The organism is Acidovorax sp. HMWF018, assembly GCF_003061035.1.
GTDB lineage: Bacteria > Pseudomonadota > Gammaproteobacteria > Burkholderiales > Burkholderiaceae_C > Acidovorax > Acidovorax delafieldii.
Window position 1 is genome coordinate 25,742 of sequence record NZ_QAIM01000657.1, and the last position, 10,747, is coordinate 36,488.

At 66.3% G+C, this 10,747-nt stretch carries 12 protein-coding genes; 6 read left to right on the plus strand and 6 right to left on the minus strand.

Annotated elements, in window-relative coordinates; translation table 11 throughout:
- Window positions 1–44 precede the first annotated feature (44 nt).
- The gene (locus DBR23_RS27730) at window positions 45–572 is read left to right on the plus strand and encodes a chemotaxis protein CheW (protein ID WP_099731229.1); all 528 of its coding nucleotides are present in this window, start codon (window positions 45–47) and stop codon (window positions 570–572) included.
- 32 nt (window positions 573–604) lie between these two features.
- Window positions 605–2,260, plus strand: coding sequence for a methyl-accepting chemotaxis protein (locus DBR23_RS27735; protein WP_108500195.1), 1,656 nt, complete (start codon window positions 605–607; stop codon window positions 2,258–2,260).
- Between the two features lie 47 nt (window positions 2,261–2,307).
- Here the strand turns inward: DBR23_RS27735 and lepB are convergent, their stop codons facing one another.
- The 4 genes from lepB to dapF all read right to left on the minus strand — a co-directional run bounded on the left by lepB (window position 2,308) and on the right by dapF (window position 5,696).
- Complete coding sequence (gene lepB / locus DBR23_RS27740) at window positions 2,308–2,976, minus strand: signal peptidase I (RefSeq protein ID WP_108500196.1); 669 nt, start codon at window positions 2,974–2,976, stop codon at window positions 2,308–2,310.
- Between the two features lie 118 nt (window positions 2,977–3,094).
- A complete protein-coding gene (locus DBR23_RS27745; RefSeq protein ID WP_108500197.1) occupies window positions 3,095–4,072 on the minus strand; it encodes a tyrosine recombinase XerC in 978 nt (325 codons plus the stop codon).
- 56 nt (window positions 4,073–4,128) lie between these two features.
- Window positions 4,129–4,818, minus strand: coding sequence for a DUF484 family protein (locus DBR23_RS27750; protein ID WP_056059265.1), 690 nt, complete (start codon window positions 4,816–4,818; stop codon window positions 4,129–4,131).
- Window positions 4,815–5,696, minus strand: a complete 882-nt coding sequence (dapF, locus tag DBR23_RS27755) for a diaminopimelate epimerase (RefSeq protein WP_108500198.1) — start codon at window positions 5,694–5,696, stop codon at window positions 4,815–4,817. Before dapF ends, DBR23_RS27750 begins: the two co-directional genes overlap by 4 nt.
- A gap of 94 nt (window positions 5,697–5,790) precedes the next feature.
- Between dapF and DBR23_RS27760 the strand changes: the two genes are divergently transcribed.
- Both DBR23_RS27760 and DBR23_RS27765 read left to right on the plus strand, forming a co-directional pair.
- Entirely contained in the window at window positions 5,791–6,495 is a 705-nt protein-coding gene (locus DBR23_RS27760; protein ID WP_108500199.1) for a glutathione S-transferase N-terminal domain-containing protein, read from the plus strand.
- A gap of 120 nt (window positions 6,496–6,615) precedes the next feature.
- On the plus strand, window positions 6,616–6,813 hold the full coding sequence (locus DBR23_RS27765) for a hypothetical protein (RefSeq protein WP_015012532.1): 198 nt from the start codon (window positions 6,616–6,618) through the stop codon (window positions 6,811–6,813).
- Window positions 6,814–6,825: 12 nt separating this feature from the next.
- Here DBR23_RS27765 and DBR23_RS27770 read toward each other — a convergent pair whose 3' ends face one another.
- On the minus strand, window positions 6,826–7,710 hold the full coding sequence (locus DBR23_RS27770) for a LysR family transcriptional regulator (protein ID WP_108500200.1): 885 nt from the start codon (window positions 7,708–7,710) through the stop codon (window positions 6,826–6,828).
- Between the two features lie 124 nt (window positions 7,711–7,834).
- Between DBR23_RS27770 and DBR23_RS27775 the strand changes: the two genes are divergently transcribed.
- Window positions 7,835–9,037 carry an MFS transporter gene (locus DBR23_RS27775; protein ID WP_108500201.1) on the plus strand — a complete coding sequence of 401 codons (1,203 nt, stop codon included), beginning with the start codon at window positions 7,835–7,837 and terminating at the stop codon, window positions 9,035–9,037.
- A 7-nt stretch (window positions 9,038–9,044) separates the two neighbouring features.
- On the opposite strand, the gene DBR23_RS27780 is transcribed toward DBR23_RS27775, so the two are convergent.
- Window positions 9,045–9,914: a LysR substrate-binding domain-containing protein gene (locus tag DBR23_RS27780; RefSeq protein ID WP_056745290.1), complete on the minus strand. Its 870-nt coding sequence runs from the start codon at window positions 9,912–9,914 to the stop codon at window positions 9,045–9,047.
- Window positions 9,915–10,012: 98 nt separating this feature from the next.
- Here DBR23_RS27780 and DBR23_RS27785 point away from each other — a divergent pair.
- On the plus strand, window positions 10,013–10,747 hold a 735-nt coding region (locus DBR23_RS27785; protein ID WP_233250792.1), incomplete at its 3' end, for a tripartite tricarboxylate transporter substrate binding protein.

Consider the following 10,747-nt stretch of genomic DNA (forward strand, 5'->3'; position numbering starts at 1 on the left):
TCGATAGAATTGCGTAAATTATCATTTTTATCATAAACACTCCGATGACCACCTCTGCCACACGCCCCAGCATCACCCGCTTGGCCCCCGCGCCCGGCACGGCCCAGGCCGTGATGACCGACCTTCGCGAATTTCTGGCCTTCAAGATAGGCAACGAGGAATACGGGGTGGACATCCTGCGCGTGCAGGAGATCCGGTCGTACGAGAAGCCCACCACCATCGCCAACGCGACCGGTGAGCTTTTGGGCGTGATGAACCTGCGCGGCGTGATCGTGCCCATCCTCGACCTGCGCCTGAAGCTGGGCCAGACCGCTGTGCAGTACGACCACCTGAAGGTGGTGATCGTGCTGCACATCGGCCAGCGGACGGTGGGTGTGGTGGTGGACGGCGTGTCCGACGTGCTCACGCTGGAGCGCGAACAGCTGCGCCCCGTGCCCGCCCTGCGCGGCAACGTCAAGCCCGAACACCTGCTGGCCATCGGCTCGGTCGGCCCGCGCATGCTGATCCTGCTCGATATCGAGAAATTTCTTGCCAAATCGGTAGCGAGTGATACACCTGCCACCAGCCACTGAGCGGCTGCATCACCCACAAGGAACTGCTAATCATGAACTTCAATGACCTGAAGATTTCTACCCGCCTGTCTCTGCTGCTGGCCGTACTTTGCGTGCTGACCGTTGTGATCGGCAGCGCAGGCCTCACCGGCATGCAGCGCGCCAACGCGGGGCTCAATACCGTGTACCAAGACCGCGTGGTGCCACTCAAACAGATCAAGCTGGTGTCAGACGCGTACGCCGTGAACGTAGTGGATACCGCACACAAGGTGCGCGACGGCGCGCTCACCCCGCAGCAAGGGTTGGACTCGATCGCCAGAGCCAAGAAGGACATCAGTGACAACTGGAACGCCTATCTGGCGACCGAGCTGGTGGCCGACGAAGTGCGCCTGGCAGCCCAATTCAAAGAGCTGCAGCCCAAAGCCGATGGCGCCGTCCAAGCGCTGGAAAACCTGATCGGTAACAAGGACCTGCCGGGCCTGACCGACTATGCAGCACGAGAGATGTACCCCGCACTCGATCCGCTGCAAGACGTGCTCGGCGCTCTGGTGCAGGTGCAACTGGACACTGCGCGCAAGGAGTATGACCAAGCGGTCGAGTCCTATGCCAATACGCGATGGTTCGTGGCGCTGGCTATTGCCAGTGGTGTGCTATTCGCCCTGGGCTTTGGCTACCTCGTGACCCGCAGCATCGTGGGCCAGTTGGGCACCGAGCCGGGCACTGCTGCCGCACTGGCGCGCAGCGTGGCGCACGGCGACCTGACCGTGGCCATTGACCTAAGGCCCGGCGACACCTCCAGCCTGATGGCGCAACTCAAGCGCATGCAGGACAGCCTTGCCACCATGGTAGCCATGGTGCACCAGAGCTCCATCAACGTAGCCAGCGCTTCGGAACAAATCGCACAGGGCAACAACGACCTGTCTTCGCGCACCGAAGAGCAAGCCAGTGCGCTCGAAGAGACCGCCGCTTCCATGGAGCAGCTCAACGCCACTGTGCGCCAGAACGCCGAGAACTCCCGCCAGGCCAACCAGCTGGCCCAGACCGCCACCTCGATTGCAGTGCAGGGTGGCGAGGTGGTGGCTGACGTGGTGCGCACCATGAAGGACATCAACGACAGCAGTAACAAGATCTCCGAGATCATTGGCGTCATCGACTCCATCGCGTTCCAGACCAATATCCTGGCGCTGAACGCGGCGGTGGAGGCCGCCCGCGCCGGCGACCAGGGCCGGGGCTTTGCCGTGGTGGCCACCGAGGTGCGCGTGCTGGCGAGCCGCTCGGCCGAGGCCTCCCGCGAGATCAAGGGCCTGATCGGGACCAGTGTTGAGCGCGTGGAAGCCGGGTCTGCCCTGGTGGACCGCGCCGGTCAAACCATGGGTGAGGTCTTTGCCTCCATCCGCCGTGTCACCGACATCATGGGCGATATCACTGCCGCCAGCACCGAACAGAGCCAAGGGGTGGACCAGATCAACGAAGCGGTAACGCAGATGGACCACGCCACCCAACAAAACGCCGCCCTGGTGGAAGAAATGGCCGCAGCCGCTGCCAGCCTGAACCAGCAGGCGGGCGAACTGGTCGACACGGTTGCCACCTTCAAGCTGCCTGCGGTCCAAGCCCTCATCCACGTCCATGAGCCACTTGCTGTCGCGCAGCACAGGCCCGCACGCCGCCCCTCGCTCGGTCACGCCCATCCGCCGATGGCAGCCGTCTGAGCCGCGCGGCCAGGCGTGCCGGCCGCGCCCCTGATGAACTGGAGGGACTACAGCGCCTTGCCAAAGCGCTCCAGGCGCGGCGCCCAGTGGCCCAGCACATCGGCCGACAGCAGCACGCGGTGCGCCTGCCCGATGAGCAGATGGCGTGGCACCAGGCCGATGTAGCGCGAGTCGGCACTGTTGTCCCGGTTGTCACCCAGCACCAGGTATTCGCCCTCAGGCACCTGCAACGGATCGAAGCTGCTGCGCGCAGTCACGCCCTGCAGCCACTGCACACGGCGCTCATGCCCCAGCAGGCGCTCTGTCCAGCGCGTGGCCGTGAGTGTGTGGCCTGGCAGCACCGGCTCCTGCACAGAATCGGGCATCTCGTATTCGGCCGCCTGGCCGTTGATGTAGAGCACCTCGTTGCGCATCTCCACCGTGTCTCCGGGCAAGGCCGCAATGCGCTTGATCAGGCGGGTGCCATCCAATGGGGAGGAGAAGGTGACCACATCGCCGCGCTGCGGATCATCAATGTGCGCCAGGATCATGTCCGTGAGCGGCAGCTTGAGGTCGTAGGCCAAGCGATTGACCAGCACCACGTCCCCCTCCAGCAGCGTGGGCCGCATCGAGCCCGAAGGGATGGGATTCCAGTCGGCCACTGCAGTGCGAAAAACGCCAAAGCACAACAGCAACACGATGAACCACCGGTTCGATTGGATCCATTTCAGCAGCATGAGGACAACTCCAGGGCGCTCCACAGCGGGCGCCACGTTGCTCGGAGGCGCCTGGTTGTCACTTGGTTCCGCCAGGCCAGCAGGCGCGCCGCCCTTTGGAGGGACGCCGCACGGCAACTCAGGGGGACTTCTTTCGCGCGCGCGGGTGGGCCGCGTCATACACCTTGGCCAGGTGCTGAAAGTCGAGCCGCGTGTACACCTGCGTGGTCGTGATGTTGGCGTGGCCCAGCAGCTCCTGCACCGCACGCAGGTCGCCACTGCTCTGCAGCAGGTGGCTGGCAAACGAGTGGCGCAGCATGTGCGGGTGCACCGGCGTGGTCAGCCCCGCCTGCTGGCTGCGCTGGCGCAGGCGTAGCCAGATGGACTGGGCGGTAAGGCGTTTGCCACGCTGGCCCACAAACAGGGCAGTGTCCAGCCGCGCAGTGCCCTCGCCCCCAAACGGTGTGGCCCTCAGCTGCAACCAGGCCTGCAGCGCGGCCGTGGCTGCGGCGCCCACCGGCACGCTGCGGCGCTTGCTGCCCTTGCCGAACACATGGGCCTCGCCCGCTTGCAGGTCCACCCAGCCACGGCCCTGGCGCTGGGTATCGGCGTTGGGGATGGCATCGAGCCCCGCCAGTTCGCCCACGCGCAGCCCGCAGCCGTACAGCAGCTCCACCATGGCCGCATCGCGCGCCTCCAGCCAGGGGTCGGCGCCGGTGTTGTCGAATTCGGCCAGCCGCACGGCGTCGTCCACCCCCAGCGCCTTGGGCAAAGGCTTGGGCGCCTTGGGGGCACGCACGTCCTGCACCGGGTTGTGCGGGATCAGCCCCTGCCGCCCCGCCCAGATGAAAAAGCCGCGCCAGCCCGACAGGATGAGCGCGATGCCCCGCCCGCTGCGGCCGCCGCTGTGCATCTGCGCGACAAAGCGGCGAATGTGAGCGGTCTGTAACTGCAGCAACGGCACATTCGCGCTGGCCGCAAACTGCGCCAGTTTTTCGAGGTCGAGGGTGTAGAGCCTGAGCGTGCGCGCGGCCAGCCGCTTTTCGACGCGCACATGTTCCAGATACCGCAGGACGTGGGGGTCGAGCGTGGTGGGTGCCGCAGGCGTTTCAGGCATGGAGGCCGTGGCTGAGACGCCGTTGGGTTGGCAATGGCGGCGGGGCTTGCGACTGCCTACTGAAGCCGCAGAAGGGCTGCGCTGGCCAGCTCTGCCATGCGCGACAAAAAGTCGGTGCCCATCGTGGCATCAAAACGCTGTGGATCGTGCGACCCCAGCACCAGCAGGCCAAACGCAGGCGTGGCGCTGTCGATGGCGCCTGCGCGCAGCGGCAGCAGGGCCAGCGACTGTGCAGGCTCACCGGCCTCTTGCGCCAGCCAGCCCGCAGGCTCAAAACCCAGGTTGGGCCCGCAGAACGGCATGGTCAGCGACGACGCAAATGCCCGCGCGTCCTCGCTCGCGCCCTGGGTGAAGTCGGCGTCGATGTAAGGCGCTGCCACCTCCCACACACGCACCGCCGCCTGGGGCACGTCGAAGAGGGTGCGCACACCATCGACCACGGCCTGGGGCAGGTCGAACGGGTCGCGCACCTGCAGCAGGCTGCCAGTCCATTGGTGCACCTTCTGGGCAATGGCGGCGTTTTCGGTGCTGTTGCGCACCATTTCCATGATGCGATGCTCCAGACCCTTGATCTTCTCGCGCAGCATCTCGGCCTGGCGCTCCTGCAGGCTCACCGCACGCGCGCCGTGCGGGCTGGTGATCTGCACACTGGCCAGCACCTCGGCATGGCGCTCGAAGAAGCCGGGCGTGTTGGTGAGGAACTGGGCGATGTCGTCTTCGGTGATCGGTGGGATGTGGGTAGTCATACGAGCGTGTCGGGAATGTCGATCTGGCCCTCGAACACCGTGGTGGCGGGGCCTGTCATGAAAACGGAATCGGTGTCGGCACCGCTCCACGCAATGGTGAGGCGGCCGCCGCGCGTGTCCACCTGCACCTCGGGGTCGAGCAGCCCCAGGCGGATGCCGCTGGCGACTGCCGCGCAGGCGCCGGTGCCACAGGCCAGGGTCTCGCCTGCGCCGCGCTCGAACACGCGCAGGCGCACATGGGAGCGGTCCACGATCTGCAGGTAGCCGGCGTTCACCCGCTGGGGGAAGCGCGCGTGGCGCTCGATCAGCGGCCCGGTCTGCGCGACCGGAGCGGTGTCCACGTTGTCCACCAGCTGCACCGCATGCGGGTTGCCCATGGAGGCAACAGCTATCAAAACAGAAGCACCAGAGGCATATTCTTCTAGCGCCAGCGGCCATTTTTGCCCCAAACCCTGCTGCACGGGCGTGAGACCGGTGGTGTCGAACGGCACCTGGGCGGGTTTGAACTCGGGACGCCCCATGTCCACCGTGACGCGGCCGTCGCCCGTGAGGCGGGGCGCGATCACGCCGCTTTTGGTCTGCACGCGGATGGTGTCCTTGCCCGACAGGCCCCGGTCATGCACAAAGCGCGCAAAGCAGCGCGCGCCGTTGCCACACTGCTCCACCTCGCCGCCGTCGGCGTTGTGGATCACGTATTCGAAGTCAATGCCGTCACCAGGAGAAGGCCGCACGGTGAGGATCTGGTCGGCCCCGACACCGAAGTGTCGATCTGCCAGGAAGCGGTATTGGGCCGTGTTCAGCCCCAGGCGGCCCTGGGTTTCGTCGAGCACCACAAAATCGTTGCCCGCGCCCTGCATTTTGGTGAAGCGAATCTGCATGGGATGGGATTATGGCCCCGCCCCTGCGTCAAACCACGTGCGGGCTTACGCTTGGCAGCTTCTCTCGATTCCACCGGCTTTTCAGGAACCTCGCATGACCGATCTTTCCGCTTTTGCCATCACCCGCAAATGGCCCGCCCGGCACCCCGACCGCATCCAGCTGTATTCATTGCCCACGCCCAACGGCGTGAAGGCGTCGATTGCACTGGAAGAACTGGGCCTGCCCTACGAGCCCCACCTGGTGAGCTTTGAGACCAACGACCAGACCTCCCCCGAGTTTCTCTCGCTCAACCCCAACAACAAGATCCCGGCCATCCTGGACCCGAACGGCCCGGACGGCCACCCGCTGGCGCTGTTCGAGTCCGGCGCCATCCTGGTGTATCTGGCCAGCAAGACCGGCCAGCTGATGCCGGAGGACACCGCCGGGCGCTACGAGACCCTGCAATGGGTGATGTGGCAGATGGGCGGCGTGGGCCCCATGTTTGGCCAGCTCGGGTTCTTCCACAAGTTTGCGGGCAAGGACTATGAGGACAAACGCCCGCGCGACCGGTATGTCGCCGAATCGAAGCGCCTGCTCAAGGTGCTGGACGAGCGCCTGGCGGGCCGCCCATGGGTGATGGGCGACCAGTACACCATCGCCGACATTGCCATCCTGCCCTGGGTGCGCAACCTCATCGGCTTCTATGGCGCGGGCGACCTGGTGGAGTTTGGCCAGTTCAAGGAAGTGCAGCGCGTGCTCGATGCGTTTGTGGCGCGCCCAGCGGTGGCCCGGGGGCTGGCGATTCCGGCACGCGGCTGACGGCGGGCGCCAGGGCGCCTGGGTTTCTCATCGGCCCTTGATCTTGATCATGCCGCGCAGCCCGGCACCCGGCCGCCACGCACCTACCATGGGCCTCCTCAAAAAAACAGGGAGTGCCCCATGGGATTGACCGTTGATGTTCTTCAGGATCTGGACCTGCACGACCTCCAGGCTGCCGCCCGTGCAGCGCTGCAGGAAACGAACGCCATCGCTTTGATCGAGTTGCTGGAAATGCTGTGGAGCTGCGATGTGGAGGGTGCCAATGCCGTCATCGACGCGGTGCTGCTTCGCCTGCAGCAGCTGCGCGCATTGCGCTAAAGGCGGGCCTGCTCAGCCCAGACGCTCCTGCAGAAAATCCAGAAAACACGCGATGCGTGCCGCCAGCTGCGTGTTGCGGTAGTACACCGCGCTGATGGGCTGGCGCACCTCCACCGTGTCCTTGGCCAGCACCTGCACCAGGTCGCCACGCGCACGGTCACCGGCCGTCATGAAATCGGACAGGCACACGATGCCCACCCCCTGCAGCGCGAGCTGGCGCAACGTTTCGCCGTTCGACGCGGTGAGGCTGGGCACGATGGGCCAGGCATCACCATGCTCGCCCCGCAGCGGCCAGTGGTTAAGCGACTCAGGCTGGTGAAAGCCCAGCAGCGTGTGCCGCGCCAGGTCCGCCGCGCTCTTGGGCCTGCCCGTCCGCGCCAGGTAGTCGGGACTGGCCAGCACCCGCACGCGGCTGGTGCACAGGGGGCGCGCATGCAGGGTGGAGTCCTGGAGCTGTCCGATGCGGATGGCCACGTCCGTGCGCCGCTCCAGCAGGTCGATGTACGTTTCGTCCGTGTCCAGTTGCAGCGTGATCTGCGGATACGCCTCGCGAAACGCTGGCACCAGGGGCACCACGGCATGCAGCATGAATGGCGTGGCGGCATTCACCCGCAGGCGGCCTGCGGGCTGCTGGCGGCGCGCAGCCATGTGCTCCTCGGCGTCGTCGATGGAGGCCAGGATGGCGCGCGTGCGCTGCAAAAAGGCCTGGCCCTCCTCGGTCAGCTCAGTGCGGCGCGTCGTGCGGCGAAGCAGCGTGGTGTCCAGCTTTTTCTCCAGCCGCGCAAGTGCCCGGCTGATGCCAGAGACAGTCTGGCCCAGTGCGTCAGCTGCGGCCGTGATCGAACCGCCATCCACCACGGCGACAAAGGCCTGCAGTTCTTCCAGCGTGGTTTTCATGGGTGCTCCAGGCGCTTTGATTGTTGATTTCCAGTCAATTATCAATGTCGCCTCACCCTATTTTTCTGCAAGACCCAAACACCCACACTCCAGAGCCCGAAAGCCTGAAAACTGGAGTGTTCCCATGCCCATTGCCTTGCTCGCGCTGACGCTCAGCGCTTTTGCCATCGGCACGACCGAGTTCGTGATCGTTGGCCTGCTGCCCACCGTGGCGGCAGACCTTTCCATCAGCATCCCCTCGGCGGGCCTGCTGGTCAGCCTGTACGCCCTGGGGGTCGCCGTCGGCGCCCCGGTGCTCACCGCACTCACCGGCAAGCTGCCGCGCAAGGCGCTGCTGCTGGCGCTGATGGCGCTGTTCACCGCCGGCAACCTGCTGGCCTGGCAGGCACCCAGCTACGAGACACTGGTGGCCGCGCGCATCCTCACCGGGCTGGCGCATGGCGTGTTCTTCTCGATCGGCTCGACCATCGCCACCGGCCTGGTGCCACGCGAAAGGGCCGCAAGCGCGATTGCCATCATGTTCACCGGCCTCACGGTGGCCCTGGTCACGGGCGTGCCGCTGGGCACCTTCATCGGCCAGCACTTTGGCTGGCGCGAGACCTTCCTGGCCGTGTCAACCCTGGGCGCGGCAGCCTTCATCGGCAGCGCCCTCTTCGTGCCGCGCAACCTGGCGCATACCCCGCCCGCCTCGCTGCTGCAGCAGGCCAAGGTGCTGGCAGAGCCGCGCCTGCTGCTGGTATATGCCAAGACGGCCATCGGCTACGGCGGCACCTTCATTCCGTTCACCTTTCTCGCGCCCATCCTCACCGACATCTCGGGGTTCAGCGCGGGTTCGGTGGGCTGGGTGATGCTGGTGTACGGCGTGTCCGTGGCCGTGGGCAACCTCTGGGGCGGCAAGCTGGCCGACCGGCTGGGCCCCATCCCGGCGCTGCGCATCATCTTTGCGCTGCTGGCGGCCGTGTTGCTGCTGCTGCAGTTCACCGCGCCCCACCCCTGGCTGGCTGTGGGCACCGTGCTGCTGTGGGGCGCCGTGGCATTCGGCAATGTGCCGGGGCTGCAGGTGTATGTGGTCAAGCAGGCCGAGCGCTTCACGCCGCAGGCGGTGGACGTGGCATCGGGCCTGAACATCGCAGCGTTCAACCTGGGCATCGCCGGCGCCGCGTGGGCCGGTGGTCTGATCGTGACGCACCTGGGCCTGCAGCACACGCCGTGGATTGGTGCGCTGGTGGTGCTGGTGTCGCTGGCCCTCACGCACTGGAGCGGTGTGCTGGACCGGCGCAGCGGCATCCCCGTGCGTGTCGCTGGTGTGGTGCCTGTGGGGCACTGAGCCCACCTCAGCCCGCCATCACCCGCACGAAAGCCGGCACCACGCCCAGCAGGTCGTCGCGCCGCTGCACCGCATGCACATCGGCGCGCGGCGCTTTGGCGCCCAGGGGCTTGAACACCACGCGCGGCCCGAACAGCATGCCCAGGGACGACGGCACCAGGGCCACGCCCAGCCCGGCCGCCACCAGGCTCAGCACGGCCGCCAGCTCCACCGTGGTCTGCGCCACCTGGGGCGCAAAGCCGGCCTGCACGCAGCACTGCACCATGTGCTCGGCATGGGCTGATGAATCGCGGCGCAGCATCACGAAGGCCTCGCTGCGCAGGTCCTTCAAGGCCAGTGCCTTGCGCGCCGCCAGCGGGTGGCCGGGCGGCAAAGCCGCCACCACAGGGTCGGGCCACAGCAGGGTGCTGGCGAGCTGGTCGTCGTTGACGGCCGTGCGCGAGATGCCCACATCGATGCGTTTGTCGCGCAGGGCCGCCTGCTGCAGCGAAGGCTGCATCTCGTGCAGCACCACATCCACGCCCGGATGGCTTTGTCGGTAGCGCGCCAGCGCCGCCGGAAACGGCCCGAGGAAATGCGAGCCCGACAGCCCCACTTCAATGCGCCCCGCCTGCCCCTGGCCGATGGCCGCCACACGCTGGCGCGCCGTGTCCAGCCGCTCCAGCACCGCGCGTGCATCCACCAGATAGGCCTGGCCTGCCAGCGTCAGCTCCACGCGCCGGCTGGTGCGCACGAAGAGCTGGGCGCCCAGTTCTTGTTCCAGCTGGGCGATCTGCAGGCTCAGCGGCGGCTGCGAGACATGCAGGCGCTGCGCGGCGCGTGTGAAGCTCAGCTCTTCCGCCAGGGCGACGAAGTAACGCAGATGGCGCAGTTCCATTGATACTTTTCAGGTCTTGATCAAGACCAACAATATATTGGACTGCGGATTCGCTTGTTTCCACAATACCTTCACTACAACATCTGGTGGAGACGAACATGACGATCAAGCACAGCCTGCTGGCTGCCACGCTGGCCCTCTCGGGCCTGGCCATGGCGCAAGACAACTACCCCAGCAAGGCCATCACGCTCACCGTGCCCAACCCGCCCGGCGGCGTGGTGGACACCTCGGCCCGCCTGCTCAACGAGCCTTTGGCGCGCGTGATCGGCCAGCCGGTGGTGATCGACAACAAGGCGGGCGGCAGCGGCAACGTGGCCTACGGCGCCGTGGCCCGCGCAAAACCCGATGGCTACAACCTGCTGATCTCGTACTCGGCTTACCACGTGGGCAACCCGGCCCTCACCCCCAGCCTGCCCTGGGAGGCCAAGGACTTCGCCCCCGTCGCGCTGCTCACCGTGGCCACCAACGTGATTGCCGCTCACCCCTCGGTGCCAGCCAACAACCTCAAGGAATTCATCGCCTACCTCAAGGCCAACCCGGGCAAGGTGAACTACGCCTCGCAGGGCAACGGCTCGCTGTCGCACATCGGCACCGAGATCTTCAAGCAGCAAAGCGGCACCTTCATGACCCACATCCCCTACCGTGGCTCGGGCCCAGCAGTGGCCGATGTGCTGGCAGGCCAGGTGCAGGTGTTCATCACCACGCCACCGTCGGTCATGCAGCATGTGGTCAGCGGCAAGCTCAAGGCCTTTGCCGTCACCGGCACCAAGCGCCATCCGGGCCTGCCCAACGTGCCCACCGTGGCCGAGGCCGGCATGCCCGACTTCAAGCTC

Coding starts and splice junctions, on each gene's coding strand:
- DBR23_RS27730 (WP_099731229.1), top strand. CDS start 45: ATGACCACCTCTGCCACACGCCCCAGCATCACCCGCTTGGCCCCCGCG.
- DBR23_RS27735 (WP_108500195.1), top strand. CDS start 605: ATGAACTTCAATGACCTGAAGATTTCTACCCGCCTGTCTCTGCTGCTG.
- lepB (WP_108500196.1), bottom strand. CDS start 2,976: ATGCTGCTGAAATGGATCCAATCGAACCGGTGGTTCATCGTGTTGCTG.
- DBR23_RS27745 (WP_108500197.1), bottom strand. CDS start 4,072: ATGCCTGAAACGCCTGCGGCACCCACCACGCTCGACCCCCACGTCCTG.
- DBR23_RS27750 (WP_056059265.1), bottom strand. CDS start 4,818: ATGACTACCCACATCCCACCGATCACCGAAGACGACATCGCCCAGTTC.
- dapF (WP_108500198.1), bottom strand. CDS start 5,696: ATGCAGATTCGCTTCACCAAAATGCAGGGCGCGGGCAACGATTTTGTG.
- DBR23_RS27760 (WP_108500199.1), top strand. CDS start 5,791: ATGACCGATCTTTCCGCTTTTGCCATCACCCGCAAATGGCCCGCCCGG.
- DBR23_RS27765 (WP_015012532.1), top strand. CDS start 6,616: ATGGGATTGACCGTTGATGTTCTTCAGGATCTGGACCTGCACGACCTC.
- DBR23_RS27770 (WP_108500200.1), bottom strand. CDS start 7,710: ATGAAAACCACGCTGGAAGAACTGCAGGCCTTTGTCGCCGTGGTGGAT.
- DBR23_RS27775 (WP_108500201.1), top strand. CDS start 7,835: ATGCCCATTGCCTTGCTCGCGCTGACGCTCAGCGCTTTTGCCATCGGC.
- DBR23_RS27780 (WP_056745290.1), bottom strand. CDS start 9,914: ATGGAACTGCGCCATCTGCGTTACTTCGTCGCCCTGGCGGAAGAGCTG.